We start from the raw sequence: 25,042 nt of genomic DNA on the forward strand, positions 1-25,042 counted from the left end.
CCCCGAGGGGCGCCGGCCTGCTGCATTTTCGTGTCCATGCACAAAAGAAGACCCCAGTCCGGAAACCCGGACTGGGGTCTTATCTCTTGGTTGCGGGGGCAAGATTTGAACTTGCGACCTCTGGGTTATGAGCCCAGCGAGCTACCGAACTGCTCCACCCCGCGGCGCGGTATCTACTCTACCGTCCGCGGGGTGGAGCCGCAACTCACCGTGTTACTCGCCGGAGTTCTCCTGGCCCGAATCGGTGCCCTCGTCGCCGGATCCGTCGGCTGCTCCCGCAGCTGCACCGGCCATGCGGTCCTGGGCCCCGATGGCCCGCTGGATTGCTGCGTTCAGCTTGTCCTGCGCTGCGCCGTAGGCTGCGAAGTCACCGTTGGCCAGGGCTTCCTGTCCTTCCTGGATGGCGGCACCGGCGTCAGACAGTGCAGTCTCCAGGTCGGCCTGGGCCGTGGTTTCAGACGGTGCCGGAGTGGTTCCGTCGTCCGGCGTGTTGCCGACGTTTTCCTGATCGCCGGTCACGGCTCCCGAGTCGCCGCCGAACACCTGGTCGAGTGCTTCGTCCAAGGTCGGAGCGAATCCGACGCGTTCACCGAAGTTCACCAGGACGCGCTGCAGTGTCGGGTACGAGGACGCACCCGAGGACTGCACGTAGACGGGCTGCACATAGAGCATGCCGCCGCCGACCGGCAGGCTGAGCAGGTTGCCGTTGATGACTTCAGAGGCACCCTGGCGCAGCAGGTTCAAGGCGTTTGAAACTGTCGGATCCGAGTTGAACCGGTTCTGTGCCTGGCCCGGGCCGGGCACTGCGGTATCAGTTGGGAGTTCGAGCAGCCGGAGTGTTCCATAGGACTCCGCCTTCTCGCCGTCATTGCCCGTCCCGGCGTCAGCGTCTGCCGCGAGGAAGCCGTAAAGCACGTTGCGGGCTTCGCCGCTCTGGTCCACGAACGGGATGAACGGCGTCGTCAGGGAGAATGCCGGGCTGTCCTGCCCCGGCATCTGCAGCGAGAGGTAGTACGGAGGCTGCTTGACGTCGGAGTTCGTCCGGGTCGGATCGGACGGAACCGACCACGCGTCGTCGTTCTGGTAGAAGGACTCGGCATCGGTGACGTGGTAGCGGCCCATCAGCTCACGCTGGACCTTGAACTGGTCCTCCGGGTAGCGGACGTGAGCCATGAGGTCTGCCGACATGTCGCTGTACGGCTTCAGCGTGGACGGGAAGACGTCCTGCCAAGCCTTCAGCAGCGGATCCTCGTCGTCCCAGGCGTACAGGGTGACAGAACCGTCGTAGGCATCCACGGTGGCCTTGACCGCGTTGCGGATGTAGTTCACCCGGTCCGCCGGCAGGGCAGCCGAGGCGCCGCCGGTCAGGGAGTCAGTAGTGGCCGATGCCAGTTCCTGCTGGGTGGAGTACGGGAAGTAACGGCTGGTGGTGTAGCCGTCCACAATCCACTTGACCCGGCCGTCAACAACGGCGGGGTAGGCGTTTCCGTCCACCGTCAGGTACGGAGCAACCTTCTCCACGCGTTCGCGGGGATCGCGGTCGTAGAGGATCTGGGACTCTTCGTTGACGAAGTCCGAGAGCAGCAGTTCGGTGGACTGGAACTTGATGGCGTAGACCAGCTGGTTGAACAGGTTGCCGACGCTGGGTCCGCCATCACCGGAGAAGGTGGTCTGGGTGTCGTCCTCAGCGTTGCCGGTCTGCGGCCGGTCGATCTCCACCGGTGCGGCGCCTTCGGGAGCGCCGACCACGGAGTAATCCGGGGAGGACTCGCCAAAGTAGACCCGCGGCTCGTAGTCGCCCAGCACACCCGTGGAGGGGATGCCGGATTCCATGAAGCTGGGCTTGCCGTCAGCCTGGACGGTGGAGCCGCGGGCAGCGACCACGCCGTAACCGTGGGTGTAGAGGATGTGTTCGTTCACCCAACCGTCGGGGACGCCGTTGATGTTGAGCTCACGGACGGCGATGACCGTGTCCTGGATGTCGCCGTCAATGTCGTAGCGGTCAACGTTCAGCGTCTCCGGGAACTGGTAGTACTGGCGGAACTGCTGCAGCTGACCGAAGGCATCAGAGACGACGTTCGGGTCCAACAGGCGGATGTTGGCGGTGGTGCCGGCATCTGCAGCGAGGGCGCCGGCGTTGGCGTCCACGGTCGCGTCGTAGTCCATGACTTCTGTGTCCGCGAGCCCATAGGCCTCGCGGGTCAGGTCGATGTTGCGCTGGACGTACTCGCGCTCAAGCGTCTGCTCGGACGGAACAACCTGATAGCGCTGGACGATCCAGGGGTAGACGCCGCCGGCGACAATCGCGGTGATGACCAGCATGGCCGTGCCGATGATAGGCAGGCGCCAGCGGCCGATAATGGCGGACACAATGAAGAGCAGCGCCACGATGATGGACGCAACCGCAAGAATCGACTTCGTGGGAATGACCGCGTTGACGTCGGTGTACAGGGCACCCGTCCACTTTCCGGAGGTGCTCAGCAGGGTGTTGTAGCGGTCCAGCCAGAAGTTGGCGGCCTGCAGCAGCAGGAAGGATGCCGCAATGACGGCAATGTGGATGCGCGCCGGACGGCTGACGAAGACGCCCTTTTCCTCCAGACGGATGCCGCCGTAGAGGTAGTGCGTCAGCAGGCCCGCGATGCCGCTGATCACGACGACGGAGATCAGGAAGCCGACAATGAAACCGATGAACGGCAGCGTGTTGAGGTAGAAGCTGAAGTCCATGTTGAACTCGGGGTCGGTCTGCCCGAAGTCCTTGCGGTTGAAGAACAGCAGAGCCTGTTCCCACATGGCCATGGCTGCGGTGCCGGCGAAACCGCCGACGACGACGGGAATGCCGATCATCAGGAGCTTGCGGACCGGCTCAAGCTGGGCCTGGTACCGGTTCAGGTTGTCCTGCAGCGCGCTGTCCGGAGCGTAGATCGGCCGGGATGAGTAGGCCGCGCGGATGCTGAAGTACACACAGACTGCCATGACCAGGAAGGCGGCCGCGAACAGGGCGATCCGGGTCAGGTTTTCCTTGACGAAGACTTCAAGGAAGCCAAGCTGGTTGTACCAGAGCACGTCAGCGTACACCTGGGAAAAGTAGACAAACCCGATCACCAGTACTGCTACGACGATCAGGGTGGCAATCAGCGGGCTGCGCCGCCGACGGGTGGTGCTGGGGCTCGGTTGGGAGAATGGGCCATTAGGTCCGGAAGTCACAGTTACCTCATCGTTCGGTACGTCGGCTCACGGCACCTGCGGCAGCTCGGCGACTGTGGTTTCTCTGTTGCCTCCGTATCGAAGCAACGTACGACCCCTCTGTCCGACGGCCTGCCCGTTTCTTGCCGTGGTTCCTTATTCTGCCCTGTTAATCCCGTGCACGGCCACTTATCGGGCAACGGGGCCCGAACCTTATTAGGATCGTGATTCGATCCGGCGTTTTTCCGCGCCCGCCGTCCGGTTTTCCTCCGTCAGCAGCGGGAGAGTCCCTCAGTCCCCTTTCCCGCTGCGAGTGTTTCGACGGCAGTGAGCGCCTGGTCCAGGGTTTGGACGCTGACGACGTCGAGCCCCTCCGGGATGTTCCCTCTGACTTCGTCGCAGTTCGCAGCGGGTGCCAGGAAGAACTCGGCTCCGGAACCGGCAGCTCCGACCATTTTCTGTTCGATGCCGCCGATGGGACCCACCTGTCCGTCGGCGTCGATGGTTCCGGTTCCCGCGAAGTTCCGCCCTTCGGTCAGCTCTCCGGGGGTCAGCTTGTCGATGATCCCCAAAGCGAACATCATTCCAGCAGAAGCACCGCCAACGTTTTCGAGGGCAATCTGGACCTCGAACGGGAACGTGAAATCAATACTGAGGTAGGCGCCCATCTGGTACGTGCCGTTCTCCCCGAGCACCGGCGTCACCTCAAAGGTCTGCTCCTCCCCGTCCCGGCGGACGGTAATCCGGGCGGCAGCGCCGTCGGTCTCGTTCAGGGACTGCCGCAGGGACTCGACGCCCATCACCTTCCTGCCGTCCACCGAGAGCAGGATGTCCCCGGTTTCCAGGATTCCCCCGGCCGGCGCGTCCTCCATGATTCCGGCGACGGAGAGTTCCTCCGTGAAGGGGATTTCCAGCTGGTCCAGGGCAGCAGCAACCGCTGACTCCTGGGAGGAGGTCATCGCGGCGGCGTTGCCTTCCTGGATTTCTCCTCGGGTGGTCCCGGGCGGGTAGACGAAGTCCACCGGAAGCACCGCGTCTTCCGGGTTCAGCCAGGAGGCGACTACCTCACCCATGTTCACTGCACCGTTGGGTCCGCCGGAGACGTACACGGTGGTCAGGGCCAGCTCGCCCGCCGTGGGGTAGGTCCGCTCACCGTCAATGGTGATGAGGGGGCTTTCACCGATTTCCCCGATGGTGTTGAAGGTGGGACCGGGCGACTCCAGGACGTAGGGCGCCGGGATCACCAGCCCGGCAGCTCCAAGAACCAGTGCGGTGCTGCCTGAGAACAGCAGCGCGCGCCTGCGGGGAGAGCGCTGCGCAGGCCGCTTCGCGGGAACCGGGGTCCCAGTGCCCGCCCCCATGGATCCGGTTCCTGCGGAGGGGTCGTCGTTCGGAGAACGCAATCGGCTGTCCTTTCCTGCGGCGCATGGCCGGAGCCCGGCCGCGGCCGGACGGTGGAAGATGCTTGTGCCCCGCTGAACGTCAGGGCTGCGCCGAAACGTACACGAAGTCTTGGGACATTCTCCCACGTGCTCCTTTGCCAACAGCGAACGTGTCCCGAGAATGCGGGACAGTGCCCTGCCGGTGCCGGTAACGTTGGAATCCACGCAGCCGGTGACCCACTGGCTGCCCATGCACTAGAACTTCCACAGGACCGGTGGTACCCATGAGCTCAAATCCCTCTGACCACGGGGACACTCCCCAGGATCCGCTGTCCGAGATGCTGGCCCGCCTCTTCGGCGGCGGCCAGGCGGGCGGCCTTGATCCGCAGGAGCTGGCCAAGGCAGCGGGCCTGCCGTCGGATCCGAATGCAATGGCAATGATTTTCCAGCAGGTCCAGGCCATGTTCAGCGCTCCGTCCGAGGGACCTGTCAACTGGCAGCTGGCCAAGGACAATGCCCGGCGCGTCGCCGCTGCAGGCGGGGATCCGTCCGTCACCCCCGGCCAGGCACGCGAGGTCGATGAGGCCCTCCATGTGGCACAGATGTGGCTCGATCCGGTGACTGACTTTCCCTCGACCACCACGCTCGGCAGGGCCTGGTCCCGTGCAGAGTGGGTTGAAGCGACCATGGATTCCTGGCGCCGGCTCACCGAACCCGTGGCTGTGAGCATCTCCCAGGCACTGTCCAACGCCATCACCACCCAGATGCCCGAAGAGATGAAGTCCATGATGGGCGGGGCCTCCTCCATGCTGGCGAATATGGGCGGAGCCATGTTCGGTATCCAGCTCGGCCAGGCGGTCGGTGCTCTTTCCCGCGAGGTGCTGAGCTCCACTGACATTGGCCTGCCTCTCTCGGAGGGCACCATGGCACTGCTGCCCGCCAACGTTGCCGCTTTCGGCGAAGGCCTGGACGTCCCCGACACCGAGGTCCGGCTCTACCTCGCCGTCCGGGAAGCTGCCCACGCCCGCCTGTTCGCCCATGCTCCGTGGCTTGCACCGCATCTGTTCGGCATCATTGAGAGCTACGCCCGCGGCATCCACATCGACATGTCCAAGATCGAGGAAGTAGCCCGGGACATCGATCCCGCCAATCCGGAGTCGATTCAGGAAGCCCTGGCCGGGGGCGTCTTCCAGCCGGAGCGCACCCCCGCCCAGGAAGCAGCGCTGGAGCGTCTTGAAACTGCGCTGGCCCTGGTTGAAGGATGGGTGGACGAGGTCACCGCAGCCGCGACGTCGAATCTTCCCTCCGCTGCAGCGCTGCGGGAAATGATCCGCCGGCGCCGGGCAAGCGGCGGACCGGCTGAGCACACCTTCGCTTCCCTGGTGGGACTGGAACTGCGCCCGCGCCGGCTTCGGGACGCCTCCGCGCTGTGGTCCCAGCTTCGCGACGAGCGCGGCATCGACGGCCGGGACGCCATCTGGCAGCACCCGGACCTGATGCCTACCGCCGAGGACCTGAATGATCCCGCAGGCTTCGGCAAGCGGCGTGAACTGCTCGATGCTTCCGATTCCGACGTCGATGCGGCCCTGCGGCGCCTGCTGGAAGGCGGCTTCAACGAGCCCGTGGCGGACACGGAGGAAGACGGCGATTCGGCCTCCACCCCGGAAGAAGGCACAGACGGCGGGGACAAGTCCGCTGAAGACGGCGAAGACGGCCAGGAACCCGGCAAGGGCGGGCCCTCGGCCTAGCCTTCTGACATTTCACCCTTGAGTCCGCGGGCGCTGGCATAGGCCGCCCCGGACAGATAGGCCTTCGCAGTTTCAGTGTGCGGGTAGGACTCGAGCAGCCGCCAGAACTTCGGTCCGTGGGAGGGCTCAAGCAGGTGTGCCAGCTCGTGCAGCACCACGTAGTCCACCACCCAGGCGGGCATGCCGATCAGCTTGTCCGAGAGCCGGATGGTTCCCCGCGCGGGCGTCGCCGAGCCCCAGCGCGAATTCTGGTTGCTTACCCAGCGCACTGACACGGGCCGTGCTGCGCCGTTGAGGTAGCGCCGGGACAGCTCCGCAGCGCGTTCGGCAAGCCCTGAATCGGCCTCGGCCGGATCAGCGGCAGGGGCTGCTGCGGTCCTGGTTTCGAGTTTGTCGACCATCCGCTGGACCCATTCGGCTTCTTGGGCTTTGGTGAAGTGTGCAGGAATGGACACGACGGCGACGCCGTCGCGGAACACGGCGTTCACGGTCCTCTTCCGGCGCGCCGAACGCCGTACTTCGATGGGCAACCCGGCTCGGGTGGTGGCGGGGACGGACGCAGAAGGCATATCTCCACATTATTCTGCCCGGCACAGGCTTTTGAAACCTGTGGAAAACCCGGGACCCGCCGGTCCGGACGTGCTTACATGGTGCCCCGGCACGCGCACATCCCACACCCAGAGGAGACCGGCATGCGGATCAACCCGGGCATCTACGTCCTGGACCTTGGCACCGACCGGCGCCAGTTCGGGCTCGGCGAGGGCGCCCTGCTCCTGGCCGGGCTCACGGGCGCCGACCTTGACTTCATCAGCTCGCTGCGCAACGGCGTCCCGGACGGCGAAGAGTCCGCCGCAGGCACCGCTGCGGGCATCGATGCGCGGCGGGTGGAGCAGCTGGTGCAGGTACTGGCTCCGGTTCTGCTGGCCCATCCGGGCAGCCGGCCGCTGCTTCCGCCGCTGCGCCAGGAACGGCTCCGGCCCGACGGAGAACGCCTCTCTGCCGTCTACGGACGGGATGCGCTGGACGCCCTCGCCCTGCGCGGCAACGCCGTTGTGGAGGTACTGGGCCTGGGCCGGTGCGGGGCGCTGACCGCCCGGATCCTCGCCGCTGCGGGTGTGGGCACTGTACTGCTGGGTGACGGCGGCGTCGTGTCTCAAAGCGATGTGGGACCGTCGTATGCGCTCACGGACATCGGGATGCCGCGCTACCAGGCGGTGAAACGCCAGCTCTACCGGATTGATCCAACAGTTCGTGTCCTGCCGGTCCCCTGGCCGTCCGGCGGGGTGCGGACTGCCGCCGTCGATCTGGCGGTCCTCGCCTCGGAAAAGCCCGCACCGCTGCGTACACTGCCCGGGGACCAGCTCGAGCAGCCGCATCTGGCCGTGTCCGTGCAGCAGTACGGCTACCAGGTGGGCCCGCTGGTCGTTCCGGGATCGACCCCGTGCCTGGGCTGTCTGGACCGGCACCGGGGAGACTCTGATCCCGGCTGGTATGCCCCGGCAGCCGGACCGGCTGCCGGGACTCCCCCGCCGGAGCCGCCGCCCGGTCCCGGAGGTGAGGAAACCGCATCCGCCGCACTTGCAGCTGCCGCGGCAGCGGGTCAGGCACTGTGCTTTATTGACGGCGTCGCCCAGCCGGTCACGTGGTCCGCCGTCCTGCAGCTGCGTGCCGCGGACGGCCACGTTGGCCTGGAGCCGCTCGGTTTCCACCCCGACTGCGGATGCCGGCTGCAGTCAGCACAAGTCGAGGCTGCCTGAATGCGGGCTGTCCCGGGACAACCGGCCTAGAGCTGCGGGCTTTGCGCCAGCACCTGCAGGACTGCCTCGCCGTAGCGTTCCAGCTTTGACGGTCCCACGCCGGGAATTGTCGCCAGCCGGTTCAGCGTCGGCGGCTTGTCCTCGGCAATGGCTACGAGGGTCGCGTCGGTAAACACAACGAAGGCCGGAATCCCGGCTTCGCTGGCTGCTTCACGCCGCCACTCACGCAGCGCCTCAAACGTAGCTTCGTCATACGTCGCAGGGCAGTCCCCGCAGCGGCCCATTTTCCGCTCTGCCCCGGTGGTCAGCAGGCTGCCGCAGACCCGGCACTTGGCCGGTCCCGTGACTTTCTTCCGTGCCGGCCGCACCTGCCGGGGCGTGCCGGCGTCGCGGGCAGTATTCGGCCGCAGTCCGTCCAGGAACCTGGAAGGTTTTCGGTTGGCCCGTCCGCCGGGGGTACGGGCCGTGGACCAGGACAGGGACAGGTGCACCCGGGCGCGGGTGATGCCCACATACAGCAGGCGCCGCTCTTCATCGACGGCCTCGGGCGTGTCCGCGAAGGAAATCGGCATCAGCCCTTCGCTCAGCCCCACCAGGAACACGGCGTCCCATTCCAGGCCCTTGGCCGAGTGCAGGCTGGCCAGGGTCACGCCCTGGACCTTCGGCGCGTGCTGGGCGGCGGCCCGTTCCTCAAGTTCCGCGGTGAAATCCGCCAGGGTGAAAATGCTGTCCGGGTCCAGGGTGCGGTTGGCATGAAGTTCGTCAGCCAGCGCAACGAGCGCTGCCAGCGATTCCCACTTCTCACGGGTGGCTCCTCCGCCGGCAGGCGGGTCTGCCGTGTAACCGAGGTTTGCCAGGATATCCCGCACCAGCTGCGGCACCGGCTCGCTGCCTACAGAACGGGCGGCTGCGCGCAGCTGCAGCATCGCGTCACGCACTTCGCGGCGGGCAAAGAACCGCTCGCCGCCGCGCAGCTGGTAGCCGATTCCGGCGCTGGCCAGAGCCTGCTCGTAGGCCTCCGACTGCCCGTTGGTACGGAACAGGACGGCGATCTGGCTCGCCTCGACGCCGTCGTCAAGCAGCTTGCGGATGCGTGCGGCAACATGTGCCGCCTCAGCCTCGTCGTCGGAGCATTCGGTAAAGACAGGCTCCGGGCCCGTGGGGCGCTGGGCAATGAGTTCAAGCGGTTCCGGCCACGGCGGGGCGTTCCGCGAGCGCTCTCCCTCAGCCGTGCGCGCCGCCAGGATCCGGTTCGCGAGGTTCACCACCTGCGGTGTGGAACGGTAGTCACGAACCAGCTTCACAACCTCCGCTCCGGGGAAGCGGTGTGTGAACTCCAGCAGGTGCCGTGAGGTGGCTCCCGTGAAGGAGTAGATGGTCTGGCTGGCGTCGCCCACCACACAGAGCTCGTCCCGCTCCCCCAGCCACAGGTCCAGCAGGCGCTGCTGGAGCGGGGAAACGTCCTGGTACTCGTCAACCACAAAGTGGCGGTACTGGTCACGGACGGTTGCGGCCACCCGCTGGTCCTCCTGCAGGATGCCCACGATGATCAGGAGCACGTCCTCGAAGTCGATGACGTTGCGGTCCACTTTCACGTCTTCATAGGACTGGAAGATGCGGGACACGGTCGTGAGATCGAAGCCGGCTGGTGCGTCACGGCCGGCCGCGGCACGTACGTAGCTGTCCGGGGTCAGCATGGAGACCTTGGCCCATTCGATTTCGGCTGCCACGTCGCGGATGGCCGCGCGGTCCGTGGAAAGCCGCAGCCGCCGGGCTGCCTCGGCGATGAGCTGGGCCTTGTGGTCCAGGAGGCCGGGCAGCGGGCCTCCTACGGTCTGCGGCCAGAAGTACTGCAGCTGCTTCAGGGCTGCGGCGTGGAAGGTCTTGGCCTGGACTCCCCCTGCTCCGAGGTCCCGCAGCCGGGTGCGCATCTCAGCGGCGGCACGGGCGGTGAAGGTTACCGCCAGCACCTGCTGTGGTTTGTAGAGGCCGGAATGGACGCCGTAGGCCATACGGTGCGTGATGGCTCGGGTCTTGCCGGTCCCGGCCCCGGCCAGGACGCAGAGCGGGCCGCTCAGTGTGGTGGCTACCTCCCGCTGCTCGTCGTCGAGCCCGGCGAGGATACGCGCTTCAAGGGTATCCGTGGTCACTGTCCGCCCTCCGGTTCCGGAACCGGCCCGCCGTACCAGCGGTCGATCAGGTTCCGGGCGATGGAGATGGAAGAGGGAATACCGATTTCCCCGGCTGCCACTGCATCGGTGAGCTCCTTGCGCGTAAACCAGCGCACGTCAGCCATTTCGACGCCGTCGGCCTGCGGCTCGGTGCCGTCTGCCTCAGCGCAGAAACCGAGCATCAGCGAGCAGGGGAACGGCCAGGGCTGGGATCCAAGGTACTGCGGGTTCCGGACTATGACGGCGGATTCCTCCGCTACCTCGCGGATCACCGCTGCTTCCAGGGACTCCCCCGGCTCAACGAAACCGGCGAGGGTCGAGTAGCGGTTGCCCGGCCAGGCAGCCGCGCGGCCCAGCAGGATGCGGTCAGCGGGATCCGTGATGGCCACAATGATGGCCGGGTCCGTGCGGGGGAAATGCTGGCTGCCGTCTTCGGTGCAGCGGCGGACCCATCCGCCCTGCTCCATCCGGGTGGGCGCACCACAGCGCGGACAGTGGGTATGCGTGGCATGCCAGTTCGCGACCGCGCACGCCTCAACGAACAGTCCCGCATCCAGGGATCCAAGCGTGACAGCGACGTCGCGCAGCCCTGCCCAGCGGGCGCCGTCGTTCTCCATTCCCGGGTCCGGTTCGGGCAGGGTCACCATGACGATGTCCGCGCCGGAGGGAACCGAGCCGTCCTCCAGCGTGCGGCCGAGATATACCGGCTCCGCGCCGAATCCGTCCGGCCCAACAGGATCCAGCACCAGCGCTTCGTCCCGGACGAGGGCCTTGCCCCGGGAAAAGTACATAACGCGGGTGGTTTCCAGGGCTCCGACGGTCTCGAAGAGATCCTCGGAGTTCCTGCGCTCACTGCCGCGGTCAATGGCGCCGCGGGCAAGCGGTAGCCGTCCAAGCTGCGGGGAGTCTGGCGTGCGTAATGGACTGCTCATACCCCTACCGTACTTACTTCGGGACCCCAATCAGAAAGCCGTCCGCTGCCGGTGGATACCGGAGCCCCGAACCCTGAGTTTTTCCTCACGCTCTTCCGACTCGCCGGTGCCTATGGGTTACTCCCGACACATCTGCCCCTACGGTTGAAGGTGTGAAACGCACACCCATGGAATTGGCAGCCCTGGCCAGCGCCGCCGTACCGGCGCTGGCGCTTACCGGCGTGGCCGGTTCGCCCGACGACGCCGCGGACTTCGACTCCGCACTCCTGGTGGACGACGCCGGCAAGCAGTGGCGGGTGCGTTCCCCCAAGCACGTGGAAGCCAGCATGCGCCTGGAGACCGAACTGCTGGTGCTGCGCGCTTTTGTGCCCGCGGTGAGGGCCGAACTGCCCTTCGCCCTGCCCTACGTCGCCGGCACGGTCCGGCTGGGGCAGCTGTGCACTTTTGTGTATTCGCACCTGCCCGGCTCCACCCGGGACATCGACGAACTCGCCGACGGCGGCAAGGACCTGGCAGCGGACATCGGCCGCACCATGGCAGCCATCCACGCGCTGCCGCAGTCACTGGTGAACAATGCGGACCTGCCCAGCTACACCGCCAATGAATTCCGCCAGCGCAAGCTCAACGAACTGGACCAGGCTGCCACTACCGGCAAAATCCCTGCCACCCTGCTGCGCCGCTGGGAACATGCACTGGAGGACGTTGGCCTCTGGCGGTTCAGCCCCACGGTGGTCCACGGAGACCTGCATGAGGACAACCTGCTGATTTCGGGCGAACGGATCAGCGCGGTGAACGGCTGGACCGACCTGCGCATTGGTGACCCGGCGGACGACTTTGCCTGGCTCATTGCCGCGAACAACTCCGAGTTCACGGATACGGTCCACAGCGCCTACGTGGCCGCCCGGCCCGACGCCGTTGATCCGCACCTTATCCGCCGCGCCGCCCTCTCCGCGGAGTTCGCGCTGGCCCAGTGGCTGGTGCGCGGACTGGCTGCTGAGAACCAGTCGATGGTCGAGGAAGCCGAGGAAATGCTGGCCACACTGGAAGCGGACATCCTCGAGCAGGAAGCTGCCGCTGCGCAGGCCGAAGCCGCAGCAGCTCCTGCGCCCCCGGTTTCGCCCGCGCCGGGCACCAGCACCAGCGTTGGCGTTGGCACCAGCACCGTGCGGACCGGACCCGCCGCGGAAAACGGCGCAGGCAAGGTAAGTGTGATGCCGATTCCCGCTGCGTCACCCGTCGCGGCACCGGCAGCAGTGCCGGCCGCACCTGCGGTGGCGTCCGGGGCAGAACCTGCCGCCGTGCCGCCAACGCAGGCTTCGGATTCCGAAGCACCGGAGGATTCACCGAAACCGGACGCCGCGGCGCCGGCCGCTCCTGCAGGGACGGCTGACAGGCCCGCGGAAATTCAGGGCAAGGTCAAGCCAGAAGCCAAGGATCCGGCCGAACCCCTCGAACATGCCACGGAAGGGACGCCGGAGACTGAGCCGGCCACGTCGGCTATTCCGGTTACCGTCATGCAGACCGATGCTGCTGCCGCAGCAGACCCTGCCGCCGTTACGAAAGACGCCAAGGCCCGCTAATCTCCTTCCGGCCCCCGGAGCCCGTCTGCTGATGCAGGCGGGCTCTTTTGCGTCCCGGGACGGTTTCCAGGATGGTTTCGCTCCTTCCCTTGACCACTGGCCCGGTTCTATGGTTAGTTAGTCAAGTAATGAACCAGCCAAGCTGAAGCGGGATCCAGTGATCGATGACAGCAAGCCGATCTTCCAGCAGATCGCCGAACGGATCGAAGGGGACATCCTGGACGGGGTGCTCCCGGAGGAGGGACAGGTTCCTTCTACCAATGAGTTCGCAGCGTTCTACCGGATCAACCCAGCCACGGCTGCCAAGGGAGTAAACCTTCTGGTCGACGAGGGCCTCCTCTACAAGCGCCGCGGCATCGGAATGTTCGTCGCGCCCGGCGCCCGGCAAGCCGTCCTGGCCAAACGCCAGGAGCAGTTCTACCGCCAGTTTGTCCAGCCCCTCCAACTGGAAGCCCGGAAGCTCGGGATCGGCTTGGAGGAACTCACCGCCCTTATCCAACGCAGTGCCGCTGAACACGAAGGGACCCCGGCACCATGAACGTCATAGAAACCCGCGGGCTAACGCGCCGCTATAAGGACCAGACCGCACTGGACAACGTCACACTCGACATTGCCCCCAACCGCATCTACGGGCTTCTTGGACGCAACGGCGCCGGGAAAACCACTCTGATGTCCATCCTGACCGCCCAGGGGTTCGCTACCTCCGGCGAAGTCCGGGTCTTCGGCGGAAACCCGTTCGAAAACGAGCACATCCTCTCCCGTCTCTGCTTCGTCCGCGAATCCCAGAAATACCCTGACGAGTTCACCGTCCGGAATGCCCTGGACGCAGCGGCCCTGTTCTTCCCGAACTGGGACCGGGTGCTGGCGGACCGGCTGCTGGAGGATTTCCAGCTGCCCAATCCCCGGAAACACCGGATCAAGAAGCTCTCCCGGGGCCAGCTCTCCGCCGTGGGTGTCATCATCGGACTGGCATCGCGGGCAGAACTGACCTTCTTCGACGAGCCGTACCTCGGCCTGGACGCTGTGGCCCGGCAGCTCTTCTACGACCGGCTGCTGACAGACTTCGCTGACCACCCGCGGACCATCATCCTGTCCTCGCACCTGATCGATGAGGTGGCCAACCTGCTGGAGCACGTGATCGTCATTGACCGCGGCCGCATCGTGATGGATGACGAGGTGGAAGCCATCACCGGTTCCGCCTTCGCCGTGGCCGGCAAGTCCTCGGCGGTGGAGGAATTCGTTGCCGGGCGGCCGGTGCTGCACCGGGAAGGCCTCGGCGCCCTGGCCTCAGTCACCGTCGATACACCGCTGGCGCCCGGTGACAGGGAACGCGCCGTCCGGATGGGTCTGGAACTGGCACCTGTGTCGCTGCAGCAGCTGATTATCCGCAGGACCCTCAAAGCCAACGAACACTACGGCTCCCCGGCCGAATCCAGTCAGAACGTGGAGGTGGCGTAATGAACCGCGCCTTGGCAGTCGCCCGTATGCAGATGGTGAACAAGTGGATCTACCTGGGCGTCCCGGGCATCGTCCTGGGCGCCTCAACCCTGCTCGCACTGGGCATCCTCGCCCTTGTCCCCAACGACGATGGTTCCACCCGCCTGGCGTTCTCCGGCCAAGCGCTCATGTGGTACTTCCTGGCGGTCGGGGTACAGGCCATGATGCTGACTTTCCCGTTCTCCCAGGCGATGAGCGTGAGCCGGCGTTCCTTTTATCTGGGAACGCTGGGCCTGTACTCAGCACTGTCGCTCGGCGTCGGTGTGGTGTACTGGCTGCTCGGACTGGTCGAACAGGCTACTAACGGCTGGGGCGTGGACGGACATATTTTCGCCCTGCCATGGATCGCCGAGGCCGCATGGTACGCGCAGATCCTGCTCTATTTCGCCCTGACCATCCTGCTCTTTATGTTCGGGTTCTGGTTCGCGACCGTCTACCAGCGGTGGCGGATGCTCGGCCTCGTGACCGCACTGATCGTCTTCGCGCTGGTGATTCTTGCCGGAGTCGCTGCGGCTACGTGGACCGAGTCCTGGCCGGACGTCTGGGCCTGGTTCCTCAGACTCACCCCGCTCTCGCTGGCCGGCTGGCTCCTGCTCGGCGGTGTAGTCCTGGCCGCCGGGTCCTACGGGACGCTGCGGCGGGCCACCCCCTAGGATTCCCGAAAACACAGGATCCCCGAAAACACAGCAGCGCCACTGTCCATCCGGACGGCGGCGCTGCTGTGTTCTAGGGTTTTCCCTGTCCTGCCGAGTCGATAATGATCCGTTCAAGTTCGGCTTCCCCCAGCAGGTTGTGGGGGCGAATGACCTTATCCGCCGCGACGTAGTAGAACGCTGCCCGCACTTTCTCCAACGGCACGTTCTTCAGCCGGGACCACGCCAGGCGGTAGGCGGCCAGCTGCACGGAGCGGACCGCCAGTTTGTCCCTGGAAGGCGGAGCCCCCGTCTTCCAGTCGATCAGGTCCCAGCCGCCGTCCTCGTCCTGGAAAACGGCGTCGATCCGTCCCCGGACCACCACGGAATCCACGCGGGTTTCAACGGGCACTTCGATGTAGGCCGGCGTCCGGGACGCCCACTCCGAGGCCTCAAACGTGGCGACCATGTCTTCGAGCTGATAGGCCTCGTCAACGTATGCGTCCGCTGCACCGGGGTATTCGTCCATGTCCAGCATGCCGCTGCGGCCGAAGTACTCCTCGATCCAGGCATGGAACGCCGTTCCCTTCCGTGCCGCCATTCCGGGTTCGCGCGGAACCGGACGGCGCAGCTGCCGGGTCACAGCCTCAGGATCGTCCTGGAGGTCAACCAGCATTGAGGCGGAAATGTGGGCTGGCAGCTCCACTTCCATGACCTCGTCCGGAGCACGGTGCCGGGCCAGGACAAGTTCAACGTCCCGTCCCCAGCGCCGGGGTTCGAAGACGCCGGTATCTCCAGCGCCGGCTTGCCCGCCGGCGGCGGTGTCATCCCGGCCAAGCTCCGTCTGGGCCGGGGCCGCAGCCGCGGCCAGGACAGCGGAGGCTGCGGCTTCCATGGCTGCCCGCCGCTGGGCCGGCAGCGGATCCTTCGGCCAGCTGGCCCGTTCAGTGACGGCGTTGGCCGGGTTTTCGTCCCCCTGGTCTTCCGGTTCCAGCCAGGAGAGCAGGTGGAAGCCGGGAGCGCCGGTCTTGCCCAGTTCGTAGAGCTCAAGCTGGTAGCGCGAGGCCTCAGTGGGTTTGCTCCTGCCTCCGCCCCAGGCGCTGGAGGTGCAGAAGAGAATGTCCTTCGCACGGGTGAACGCCACGTAGGCAAGGCGCCGCTCTTCACGCTCCGCGTGTGCACGCGCGTCGTCCGCAAAGAGTTTCTCTGCATCCAGCCAGGACTTCTGGTCCGGCTGTTCCCAGTCCCACTGGGGCAGATCCGGACCGTCACCGCGGAGGTTCCACGGAACTGCGGCGTTGCCGCTGCTCCAGCGTGAGTCCTTGTCATTCGGGAACTGGCCTTCGGAGAGGCCGGGCACAGCCACCACATCCCATTCCAGGCCCTTGGAGGCGTGCACGGTCAGCAGCTGGACAGCTTCCCGTGAGGTTTCCAGGGCCGTGACGGGAAGCCCGTTCTCTTCCTCGTCCGCCACTTCCAGCCAGGCCAGGAACGCTGCGAGGTCCACACGGTCCGCCGAGGCGCTGAAGGTTGCCGCGGCGTCGATAAACGCGTCCAGGTTCCGCCGGGATTCGTGGATGCTGATGCCCGGTTTCGCGGCGACCTCGATGTCCAGCAGGATCCGCCGCTCCACTTCGCCGATGAGCGTCGTGAGGTCTTCTCCTACGTAGGCGCGAAGTTCGCGCAGCTCATCGCGCAGCGCTGACAGGCGTGCGAGTCCCTCCGGTGTGAGCGAGCGGCCGGCACTGGAGGTCCAACCCTCCTTTGGCAGGTAATCCACTGCCTCGACCAGGCTGCCAGCCTCCGCAAGGTCGGTTTCGATAACGGCGGCACCGCCTTCGTCGGGTCCGTGTACGTCCGCGATCTCCCGGACGCTCATGGCGCGTTCGCGCACCCGGACGAGGTGCCTGGACCAGTCTGCCAGCGCCATCAGGTCCGCCGGACCAATGCGCCAGCGCGCTCCCGCGAGGATGCGGAGCATCGAATCGGAGCGCCCGGGGTCGCTCAGGACCCGCAGGACAGCGAGGAGGTCGACAATCTCCGGGGTTGAAAGCAGTCCGCCCAGACCGACGATCTGCACCGGAATGCCCAGGTCTTCCAGCGCCCGGCGGATGGGATCAAACTGCTTTTTGCCTCGGCACAGCACCGCCACCGTCGGCGGCAGGGCGTTGCCCCGACCGTCCGTCTCATGGCTGGGGTGCCTGAACCATTGCGCACGGACATTGGCGATCTGGGCGGCGAGGGCCTCGGCTTCCCCCACACTCACGGTTCCGTCCGGGAGAGTCACGGTTTTCTCGCTGAGGTACCGGCCCAGGTACACGTCCCCCACCGGAGGTTTTGGCTTGGCCTGGAGTTCGGGAACGTCCAGGGGCGTTCTGGCTCCGGGCCAGGGCGCCGGTTTGTTCAGCGGCCCGGAGACGGCGTTGGCGGCAGCCAGGATTGAGGTGGAGTTCCGCCAGGCCACGGACAGGTTGGCAACACCGGCCGGTGTCCGGCCGCCGTCAGGCAACAGCCGCGGGAAGTGCTCGCGGAAGGTTCCCAGCTGTCCGGCCGAGGCACCGCGGAATCCGTAGATGGACTGGTGCGGATCGCCGACGGCTGTGACAGGGGTACCGTTCCCGAACAAGGTGGAGAACAGCACCATCTGGGCATGGGACGTGTCCTGGAATTCGTCCAGCAGCACCACCTTGTACTTGGCCCGCTCCATTTCCCCGGCCTCGGGAATCTCCTCGGCGATGGTGGCGGCAAGCGCCACCAGGTCGCCGAAGTCCAGCTGCCGGCGTTCGGCCTTGGCCCGCTGGTAGGCCTCCACAAGTTCCGTCACGGAGATGCGTGTCTGGAGCTTGGCGACCAGGTCACGCACACCCTTGGTTGCTGCCTTTGTTTTGCCCGCCTGGTACGGCAGCGCCAGCACCTGCTCCAGCTGGTTCTGGATCTCGGCGCGCACCCGCGCGGGGGTCAGCAGGTGTTCGGAGCATTCCGAGGCCATCTGCAGGACGGCGTTCACCAGCGTGGACTTGGCGGCGGTGAAGTGTTCGTAGTCCCCGGTGTAAGCCTCCACCACCTCATTGGCCAGCTGCCAGGACTGGGCGCCTCCCAGCATCACCGAATCCCGCTCGACGCCGATCCGCAGGCCGTAGTCGTTCACGATGCCGTTGGCGTAGGAGTGGTAGGTGGATACTGCTGCCTCGAGCTGGGCGTCTTTGGTTTCCTCTCCCAGTTTCCGTTCCAGCAGGCGCAGCCGGCCGCGGATCCGGCTGGCCAGCTCACCGGCGGCCTTGCGGGTGAAGGTGACGCCCAGGATCTGCTCCGGGGCCACGAGCTTGTTCGCGACCAGCCAGACCACACGGTCCGCCATGGTCTTGGTCTTGCCGGACCCGGCACCGGCCACCACCAGCAGCGGCTCCAGCGGCCCCTCGATGATCTCCTGCTGGGCCGCCGTGGGATACTGCACCTCCTCCGGCGGGCCGTCATGCAGCATTTCAGCCAGCTGACGTGCGGAGTACTGCGGCACGAAATGAGCGTCAGTCTCCACGCTGCCGCTTACATCCAGCGTCATTCAGTGACCTGCTTTCCTTCGGTGCACAGCGGGCAGATCTCCGGCAGACGGCAGCCGTGGCCTCCGTAGCCGCTGCGCGCAGGATCATGGACGGTATCGAACTTGTCGTCGGACATCAGGGCCGCTGCTTCCTCGATCATGGCCAGGGCGCTCCTGTCTTCTTCCCCCAGCGGAGGCTGTTCCTGAACGGAGACCCCCTTGGAGGTAGTGCCCAGCTGCACCAGGGCCGCGCCGCCGGGCACAGCCGGTATATCCTCCAGGGCACCTTGGCGGACGGCTTCCTGGTAAGCGGCCAGCTGCGGGTGTCCTTCCAGATCGGCTTTTTTGGGAGCAGATTTTCCAGTCTTGAGGTCCACGATGTACGCCCGTCCGGCGGCGTCCTGTTCCAGCCGGTCAATCTGTCCGCGCAGCAGGGCTGTCCGGACGGCACCGCGGACCTCCACCGGAATCGAGGCTTCAAAGTCCTTCTCGACGGCGACCAGGCTTCGCCCGCCCCTGCGCATCTCAATCACGTACTCGGCCAGTTTGCCGACCATGGCCTCGGCCCGTTTGAGGTCCATTTTGCCTTCCCAGGAATCCTTCATTCCCAGTGACGGCCAGCGGCGCCGCAGTTCCTGCGTGTACTCCGTGCCTGTCGCATCGGGCATCTCTTGGGCAATCGCGTGCACCAGCGTTCCCAGGGAACGGGCAAAGTCGGTGGCCTGTTCCCCGCCAACTGCCGAAACGAACCAGCTCAGCGGTGACTTCGTTACGGCGTCGACCTTCGAGGGTGAGACCGGGATGGGAGCATCCGGCGGGAGCACCGGTCCGGTGCTTGAGAGCGGCAGCAGGCCCCACCACTGGCGCGGATGGGCCCCGGGCACCGGGACCGGGTGCCGGAGCATACGGCCCAGGTGCTGCGCAGCTTCCCGGGCGTCCTCGGGGTGGATCTCCGCCTGCTGGGCGTGGGCCCGCAGTTCCGCCACCAGGGAGCGCAGCGTCAGCGGCCGCAGGACCTCTGTGCGTGGCCGCACAGCCACGCCGTCGGGAAGCGGATCCACCAGGTCCAGGAACTGGGACGGCTGCTCGTCTTCCGATGACACTGCCGTGCAGATCAGGACGTCCCGGGCACGGGAGAGAGCGGTGGAGAAGCTGCGCAGTTCGTCGTAGCGGGTTGACTGCATCAGTGTCTGCGGGCTGCGGGCCCTGCGGTAATCGGTATCCGGGAATTCGACAGCTGCCACCAGGTCGCCGCTGCCAAGCAGCTCACCGCGCAGCCGGAGATTGGGCCAGATGCCTTCCTGAATGCCCGCGACGATCACTACCGGCCATTCGCGGCCGGCGGCACTGGCCGGGGTGAGGAGCTCGACGGCGTCGCGCTGCTGCGCCCGTGCCGCCAGGGTATCCATCGGCAGCTCGGAGCTGGTCAGGTAGTCCAGGAACTGCTCCGGAGTGGAGCCGGGCAGCTGGTCCACATAGCGTTCGGCTGTTTGGAACAGGGCCATGATCGCGTCCAGGTCCCGGTCTGCCCGAAGACCGGCGGATCCCCCGGAGAGGGCGGCTTCTGCCCACTTCTTGGACCATCCGGAGGTGGACCACAAGGCCCACAGCACGGTCTCGGCGCTGGCGCCGGGCTGCTCCGCCGCCTGCCGTCCGGCACGCAGCATGGCGGCCAGCCGTTTCGCGGCACCGGCTTCCCAGCCCAGTCCAGCCAGCGCCAGTCCGGAGTCGGAGAGCGGGTCCACCAGGGCTTCCACCAGGAGGGCGTCGGAGCTGCGTCCGCCCCCGGCACGGAGTTCTTCGCGGCGCAGGGCCTGCCGCAGCCGGCGCAGGTCCAGGGAACCGGCTCCGCCGATCCGTGAGGTCAGCAGCGAAACAGCCAGTTCCGGAGTCAGGAGATCGGGGTCAAGCACCACGGAGAAGGCATCCAGCAGCGGCCGCACGGCCGCTTCGTCGCGGACTGCTTTCTCTGCGACCGGCACCCGCACCTCGATGCCCTGGCTGATGAGGTAGCGCTGGATACGGGCCAGCTGGCCGCCGGTGCGTACGATCACGGCGATGTCTTCCAGGCGACGGCCGTGCAGCAGCTGCTCCTCGAGGATCCGCTGGGCCACGTAGCGCATCTCATGCATGGGTGAGTCCACCACATGCGCCGTTGCCGAGGCGGGAACCTCATTGTCCGCAGGGCCGGCGTCGTTGTCCGCAGGGCCGGTATCCGGACGGCCGGCGGCCGTGCGTGCCGGCACCAGGCCCGGGACCACGGAGATGCGGGAAGCGGTCCGGTGCCAGGCGGCAGCCACGGGCCCGGCCATCCGGTGCTGGGTGGTGAGCACTGCGGTTTGCAGTTCAGCGCCAAGCTCATCCTCGAGACTCCCGAGGAGTTCGGGACGGGCGCCGCGGAACCCCTGGACGACTGTGTCAGGGCTGGCGGTGACCACGGCGTCGCGGTCCCGGGCCAGCACTCCCAGCAACCGGTGGATGGCCCCGTTGGCTTCCTGCAGGTCGTCGGCGAGGACCAGCTGGAGCCGGTCATGTTCCGCAGCCAGGAACGCCGGTTCGGAAAGGAGGATGTCTGTGGCCGTGGTGATGATTCCGGCCGGGTCAAAGGCTTCGGGCATTCTCAGATCCAGGATGTCCCGGTACTCGCCGTACAGCGCGGCAGCGGCCACCCAGTCCTGCCGGCCGTAACGGTGTCCGAGGTCTTCGAGGTCCGCCGGTGCCAGGCCCAGTTCGATCACGCGGTCGAACAGCTGGCGGATCTCCTGCCGGAAGCCGCGGGTGCCCAGCGCCAGGGAAAGGGATTCGGGCCAGGGCAGCTGCGGCACCCCGTTCTGGCCGTGGCCGGCCAGCAGTTCCTTGATGATCACGTCCTGCTCGGCGCCGGAGAGCAGCTTGGGCGCACGGGTAACGTGCGGCAGCAGGCCTTCCGCCTTGGCACGGCGGATCACGTCAAAGGCGTAGGAGGCCCAGGTCCGTGCCGGTGCGGCGCTGATGGTGCGTTCAAGCCGGGCGGAAAGCGCGTCGCGCAGCGCCGCCGCTGCCAGACGGGAGGGCGCCAGCAGCAGGACACCAGCCGGATCGAGTCCAGCGTGCTCGATGCGCTGAACTGCGGTTTCAACCAGAACAGTTGATTTGCCGGTGCCGGGCGCGCCCAGGACCAGCAACGGACCCTTCCCGGCAGGACGCTCGACGGCGGCGCGCTGGTCGGCGCTCAGGCGCGGTGCGGGCAGGCCGGCAGCCGCGGGCGGGACAAGCCGCAGGTTGATGCTCATGCCTCCACTTCACCATGCCCCGGTGACATTGCCGGATTCGACCGCATCCCGGCGTCGGCAAGCTGCTGCCGCAGGGCATCCAGAACGGTCCAGTCCGGGTCCTCCGGCTGCCAGCGGGCCTCGCGGATACTCACGCGGTACCCTGATCCGTCCGGTTCAACCTGCCCTCTCAACGGGGTGCCTTCCTGAAGATAGTGTTTCCAGGCGCGGTGACCGTGGCAGGCCGGCGGCTGGCCGGATGAGCGGATCACCCGCCACCACGGCACTGAACCGCCGGAACGGGCCAGCACCGAGCCCACCTGGCGGGGCCCGCCCGAGCCCAGCAGCTCCGCGATATCTCCATATGCCAGCACCCGGCCCGCTGGAATGAGCGCGGCGACGGCGAGCACCGCCTCCGAATAGTCCTCCCGCATGGTTCCAGCTTAGCGAGGCCCGGCGCGCTGATTCCGGGTAATGTCGGTGCCCGCCGGTAGGTTTGATTACATGTTGAGCTGGCACGAACTCCCCCGAGCATCCTTCGACCTGGAAACCACGGGGCGGGATCCCCAGCTGGCGCGCATTGTCACCGCCTCGATCATTCTGGTTGACGGATCCGGGAGCGTCCTTTCCCACCACGAATGGCTGGTGGACCCCGGCGTCGAGATCCCGGCCGAAGCAGCGGCAATCCACGGGGTCAGCACCGAAAAGGCCCGCAGTGAGGGGATCAGTGCCGCCGAGGCTGTCCGGCAGATCAGCGCCGTGCTGGCAGACACCTTCGCTGCCGGGATCCCGGTCCTGGCGTTCAATGCCTCCTATGACTTCACTGTCCTGGCCCGCGAAGCCGAACGCCACGGCTGTACGTCCCCGGTGCCGTTCCCGGTGATCGACCCCTACATCATGGACAAGCAGGCGGACCGTTTCCGGCGCGGCAAGCGCACCCTGACGGCCATGGCCGAACACTATTGCGTGGCCTTCGAAAATGCCCACACGTCCGCCGCTGACGTCATGGCCACTCTGGCCGTGGGCGCCGCCGTCGCCCGTGCCTTCCCGGTGATGGCGCAGGACGCCGGCACACTGCACGCCCTGCAGGTGCAGTGGGCAGCGGAACAGGCGGCCAGCTTCCAGACTTACCTCCGCCGCCGTGATCCCGAGGCAGTCATCGACGGCACCTGGCCGCTGAAGCCGGCGCCGGTGGATGCTCCCGTCCCGCATGTGCCCGCTGCGGTGCAGCTCGAACCGGTGCCGGCCGCAGCCGTTCCAGTCCTGGCAGAGGAAGCGGACGGCCAGCTGGTGCTCGAACTCGCACCGCGGTAGTCCGGCAGCGCGTCCGGAGCAGACCCGGCGGATTTCAGGTACGCGGGCCCGCCCGCGTAACATTGACATATTCACGACAGTGTCAGGCGCTGATGGCGCCCGGGCGCCCTTGAGCGCCCCGTGTCACGCGATTGGCAGGCACTTCCCGCACAGCCGGGCCATTGGCGTCCCCTCCCCCGGACTGTTTCCTGCACGCACACCCCCATCGACGTTGAGCAGACATTGAGGATGAATGATCACAGTTACCGACCTGCGTAAGGTCTACCGCCAGGGCTCCCGCGATGTGGTGGCCCTGGACGGCGTCAGCATGAGCGTTCCCAAGGGCTCGATCCACGGCATCATCGGACATTCCGGTGCCGGCAAGTCCACCCTCGTCCGCTGCCTGACGCTGCTTGACCGCCCGACGTCGGGAACTGTCACCATTGACGGCCGGGAACTGACCAACGTCAGGGATTCCGAGATCCGCCTGGCCCGCCGGCGCATTGGCATGGTGTTCCAGCACGCCAACCTGATGGACTCGCGCACTACGGCGGCCAACGTCGCCCATCCGCTGGAACTTGTCGGCACGCCCAAGCGGGAGATCGAGAAGCGGGTCACCGAGCTGCTGTCCCTGGTGGGCCTGCAGGACTTCGCCGGTGCGTACCCGGCACAGCTCTCCGGCGGACAGAAGCAGCGTGTCGGCATCGCCCGCGCCCTCGCCGCCCACCCCGACGTCCTGCTCTGCGATGAACCGACGTCGGCTCTGGACCCCCGGACAACCGATGAGATCCTGGACCTTATTTCCGAACTCACCAACCGGCTGGAACTGACCGTCCTGATCATTACGCACGAGATGAACGTGGTGAAGCGCATCTGCGACTCGGTTTCCCTGCTTGAAGCCGGACGGGTTGTGGAACACGGTGCGCTGCAGGAAGTCGCTTCGCATCTTGGCGGCCGTCTGGCCAAGGCCCTCATTCCGCTGCCCGCCACTCCCCCGGTGCCCGGCGGACCGGTGGTGGAACTGCTGATGGTCGGCGAGCACGCAACCGAGCCGGTTCTCTCCGGACTCACGCGGCGCTTTGACACGGACGTGAACGTCCTGGCCGGCAGCGTCGAAACCCTCGCCGGACAGCGGTTCGGCAGACTGCGCGTACAGCTTGATGAACGGATCGATATGGATGCAGTCCAGGCGTATCTGGCAGGCCAGGGCGTTTCCGTGGAGGTGGCAGCATGAACCTGTTCGAAGAGCTCGCAAATAATCCGGGCATCACCAAGGCTCTTCCCGAGGCGATCGCCGACACCCTCCTGATGGTGGGCGTATCCGGCTTCTTTACCGTCCTGATTGGACTCCCGCTGGGCATTTTCCTGCACACGTCCGCTCCGGGCGGCCTGCGGCCCATGCCGGTGACCAACCGGATCCTCTCGGACATCATCGTCAACATCACCCGGTCCATTCCGTTCGCCATCCTCATGGTGATCCTGATTCCCTTCTCGCGGATCGTGACGGGATCATCCATCGGCCCGCTGGCCGCGTGTGTGCCGCTGAGCATCGGCACCATCCCGTTCTTCGCCCGGCTGGTGGAAACCTCCCTGCGTGACGTCGCGGGAGGGAAGATCGACGCCGCGCTCGTCATGGGTTCCACGCGCATGCAGGTGATCCGCAAGGTCCTGATGCCCGAGGCACTGCCCGGCCTGGTTGCTGCCCTGACCACCACCCTGGTCACCCTGGTGGGGTACTCGGCCATGGCCGGCATCATCGGCGGCGGCGGCCTGGGCCGGCTGGCGTACAACTACGGCGTGCAGCGATTCGACACAGCGGTCATGGTGGTCACGATCGTGATCATCGTGGCGATCGTCCAGATCATCCAGCTCGCCGGAGACTTCGCGGCCCGCCGCGTGGACCACCGCTCCGCCGCGGGCACCACCCGCCGCCGTCGCCGTCCGGCCCGGTCCGGCGCCGAAGCAGCAGCGACCGCCACGCCCACGGGCACACCGGACGCTGAGCCTGCCGCCGGGGACTCCCGGACCCGGGTCTAAACCCGGAGCCATCCAGTTTTCCGTCCGGTGCCCTGGCTCCG

Annotated in this window: 16 protein-coding genes, 1 tRNA gene and 1 pseudogene; 9 read left to right on the forward strand and 9 right to left on the reverse strand. The window is 66.6% G+C overall.

Annotated elements, in window-relative coordinates:
• Positions 1-87: 87 nt before the first annotated feature.
• From ACWGQ2_RS17750 to ACWGQ2_RS17760, 3 genes are all read right to left on the reverse strand, one after another.
• Positions 88-164: transfer RNA gene (locus ACWGQ2_RS17750), tRNA-Met, on the reverse strand.
• A gap of 49 nt (positions 165-213) precedes the next feature.
• Positions 214-3,204 (reverse strand): UPF0182 family membrane protein, encoded by a 2,991-nt coding sequence (locus ACWGQ2_RS17755; protein ID WP_452019565.1) that lies wholly within the window; start codon positions 3,202-3,204, stop codon positions 214-216.
• Positions 3,205-3,455: 251 nt separating this feature from the next.
• Positions 3,456-4,586, reverse strand: coding sequence for a YlbL family protein (locus ACWGQ2_RS17760; protein ID WP_452019566.1), 1,131 nt, complete (start codon positions 4,584-4,586; stop codon positions 3,456-3,458).
• Between the two features lie 263 nt (positions 4,587-4,849).
• On the opposite strand from ACWGQ2_RS17760, the gene ACWGQ2_RS17765 reads away from it, so the two are divergent.
• Complete coding sequence (locus tag ACWGQ2_RS17765) at positions 4,850-6,313, forward strand: zinc-dependent metalloprotease (protein WP_452019567.1); 1,464 nt, start codon at positions 4,850-4,852, stop codon at positions 6,311-6,313.
• Here ACWGQ2_RS17765 and ACWGQ2_RS17770 read toward each other — a convergent pair.
• On the reverse strand, positions 6,310-6,882 hold the full coding sequence (locus ACWGQ2_RS17770) for a M48 metallopeptidase family protein (RefSeq protein WP_452019568.1): 573 nt from the start codon (positions 6,880-6,882) through the stop codon (positions 6,310-6,312). The genes ACWGQ2_RS17765 and ACWGQ2_RS17770 overlap by 4 nt on opposite strands.
• A gap of 123 nt (positions 6,883-7,005) precedes the next feature.
• Between ACWGQ2_RS17770 and ACWGQ2_RS17775 the strand changes: the two genes are divergently transcribed.
• Positions 7,006-8,070 carry a ThiF family adenylyltransferase gene (locus ACWGQ2_RS17775; RefSeq protein ID WP_452019569.1) on the forward strand — a complete coding sequence of 355 codons (1,065 nt, stop codon included), beginning with the start codon at positions 7,006-7,008 and terminating at the stop codon, positions 8,068-8,070.
• Between the two features lie 26 nt (positions 8,071-8,096).
• Here ACWGQ2_RS17775 and ACWGQ2_RS17780 read toward each other — a convergent pair whose 3' ends face one another.
• Together ACWGQ2_RS17780 and nudC are read right to left on the reverse strand one after the other, a co-directional pair.
• Complete coding sequence (locus ACWGQ2_RS17780) at positions 8,097-10,220, reverse strand: ATP-dependent DNA helicase UvrD2 (RefSeq protein ID WP_452019570.1); 2,124 nt, start codon at positions 10,218-10,220, stop codon at positions 8,097-8,099.
• A complete protein-coding gene (gene nudC / locus ACWGQ2_RS17785) occupies positions 10,217-11,173 on the reverse strand; it encodes an NAD(+) diphosphatase (RefSeq protein ID WP_452019571.1) in 957 nt (318 codons plus the stop codon). The genes ACWGQ2_RS17780 and nudC overlap by 4 nt, the downstream gene beginning before the upstream one ends.
• Positions 11,174-11,325: 152 nt before the next feature.
• On the opposite strand from nudC, the gene ACWGQ2_RS17790 reads away from it, so the two are divergent.
• The 4 genes from ACWGQ2_RS17790 to ACWGQ2_RS17805 all read left to right on the forward strand — a co-directional run bounded on the left by ACWGQ2_RS17790 (position 11,326) and on the right by ACWGQ2_RS17805 (position 14,903).
• Positions 11,326-12,753: a macrolide 2'-phosphotransferase gene (locus ACWGQ2_RS17790; RefSeq protein ID WP_452019572.1), complete on the forward strand. Its 1,428-nt coding sequence runs from the start codon at positions 11,326-11,328 to the stop codon at positions 12,751-12,753.
• A gap of 157 nt (positions 12,754-12,910) precedes the next feature.
• Positions 12,911-13,291: a GntR family transcriptional regulator gene (locus ACWGQ2_RS17795; RefSeq protein WP_452019573.1), complete on the forward strand. Its 381-nt coding sequence runs from the start codon at positions 12,911-12,913 to the stop codon at positions 13,289-13,291.
• Positions 13,288-14,211: an ABC transporter ATP-binding protein gene (locus ACWGQ2_RS17800; protein ID WP_452019574.1), complete on the forward strand. Its 924-nt coding sequence runs from the start codon at positions 13,288-13,290 to the stop codon at positions 14,209-14,211. The genes ACWGQ2_RS17795 and ACWGQ2_RS17800 overlap by 4 nt, the downstream gene beginning before the upstream one ends.
• Positions 14,211-14,903, forward strand: a complete 693-nt coding sequence (locus ACWGQ2_RS17805) for a hypothetical protein (protein ID WP_452019575.1) — start codon at positions 14,211-14,213, stop codon at positions 14,901-14,903. Before ACWGQ2_RS17800 ends, ACWGQ2_RS17805 begins: the two co-directional genes overlap by 1 nt.
• A gap of 73 nt (positions 14,904-14,976) precedes the next feature.
• Here ACWGQ2_RS17805 and ACWGQ2_RS17810 read toward each other — a convergent pair whose 3' ends face one another.
• The 3 genes from ACWGQ2_RS17810 to ACWGQ2_RS17820 are packed head-to-tail and all read right to left on the reverse strand — an operon-like array spanning position 14,977 to position 22,105.
• Positions 14,977-18,441 (reverse strand): ATP-dependent helicase, encoded by a 3,465-nt coding sequence (locus tag ACWGQ2_RS17810; RefSeq protein ID WP_452019576.1) that lies wholly within the window; start codon positions 18,439-18,441, stop codon positions 14,977-14,979.
• Entirely contained in the window at positions 18,438-21,692 is a 3,255-nt protein-coding gene (locus tag ACWGQ2_RS17815) for an ATP-dependent helicase (RefSeq protein WP_452019577.1), read from the reverse strand. The genes ACWGQ2_RS17810 and ACWGQ2_RS17815 overlap by 4 nt, the downstream gene beginning before the upstream one ends.
• Positions 21,689-22,105 carry an MGMT family protein gene (locus ACWGQ2_RS17820; RefSeq protein ID WP_452019578.1) on the reverse strand — a complete coding sequence of 139 codons (417 nt, stop codon included), beginning with the start codon at positions 22,103-22,105 and terminating at the stop codon, positions 21,689-21,691. The genes ACWGQ2_RS17815 and ACWGQ2_RS17820 overlap by 4 nt, the downstream gene beginning before the upstream one ends.
• A 70-nt stretch (positions 22,106-22,175) precedes the next feature.
• Here ACWGQ2_RS17820 and ACWGQ2_RS17825 point away from each other — a divergent pair, with 70 nt between their 5' ends.
• The 3 genes and pseudogenes from ACWGQ2_RS17825 to ACWGQ2_RS17835 form a co-directional block, all read left to right on the forward strand.
• Positions 22,176-22,985: an exonuclease domain-containing protein gene (locus ACWGQ2_RS17825; RefSeq protein WP_452019579.1), complete on the forward strand. Its 810-nt coding sequence runs from the start codon at positions 22,176-22,178 to the stop codon at positions 22,983-22,985.
• Between the two features lie 232 nt (positions 22,986-23,217).
• Positions 23,218-24,198, forward strand: coding sequence for a methionine ABC transporter ATP-binding protein (locus ACWGQ2_RS17830; RefSeq protein ID WP_452019580.1), 981 nt, complete (start codon positions 23,218-23,220; stop codon positions 24,196-24,198).
• Positions 24,195-24,872, forward strand: a pseudogene (locus tag ACWGQ2_RS17835) (methionine ABC transporter permease); the annotation flags it as partial. The gene ACWGQ2_RS17830 and the pseudogene ACWGQ2_RS17835, both read left to right, overlap by 4 nt.
• Positions 24,873-25,042 lie beyond the last annotated feature (170 nt).

Source organism: Arthrobacter sp. NPDC055585 (assembly GCF_053619115.1).

Excerpts from the sequence above, each read along its gene's own strand:
- nudC (WP_452019571.1), bottom strand. The coding sequence starts at position 11,173 with ATGAGCAGTCCATTACGCACGCCAGACTCCCCGCAGCTTGGACGGCTA.
- ACWGQ2_RS17830 (WP_452019580.1), top strand. The coding sequence starts at position 23,218 with ATGATCACAGTTACCGACCTGCGTAAGGTCTACCGCCAGGGCTCCCGC.
- ACWGQ2_RS17815 (WP_452019577.1), bottom strand. The coding sequence starts at position 21,692 with ATGAGCATCAACCTGCGGCTTGTCCCGCCCGCGGCTGCCGGCCTGCCC.
- ACWGQ2_RS17770 (WP_452019568.1), bottom strand. The coding sequence starts at position 6,882 with ATGCCTTCTGCGTCCGTCCCCGCCACCACCCGAGCCGGGTTGCCCATC.
- ACWGQ2_RS17825 (WP_452019579.1), top strand. The coding sequence starts at position 22,176 with ATGTTGAGCTGGCACGAACTCCCCCGAGCATCCTTCGACCTGGAAACC.
- ACWGQ2_RS17805 (WP_452019575.1), top strand. The coding sequence starts at position 14,211 with ATGAACCGCGCCTTGGCAGTCGCCCGTATGCAGATGGTGAACAAGTGG.
- ACWGQ2_RS17810 (WP_452019576.1), bottom strand. The coding sequence starts at position 18,441 with ATGACGCTGGATGTAAGCGGCAGCGTGGAGACTGACGCTCATTTCGTG.
- ACWGQ2_RS17775 (WP_452019569.1), top strand. The coding sequence starts at position 7,006 with ATGCGGATCAACCCGGGCATCTACGTCCTGGACCTTGGCACCGACCGG.
- ACWGQ2_RS17765 (WP_452019567.1), top strand. The coding sequence starts at position 4,850 with ATGAGCTCAAATCCCTCTGACCACGGGGACACTCCCCAGGATCCGCTG.
- ACWGQ2_RS17800 (WP_452019574.1), top strand. The coding sequence starts at position 13,288 with ATGAACGTCATAGAAACCCGCGGGCTAACGCGCCGCTATAAGGACCAG.
- ACWGQ2_RS17820 (WP_452019578.1), bottom strand. The coding sequence starts at position 22,105 with ATGCGGGAGGACTATTCGGAGGCGGTGCTCGCCGTCGCCGCGCTCATT.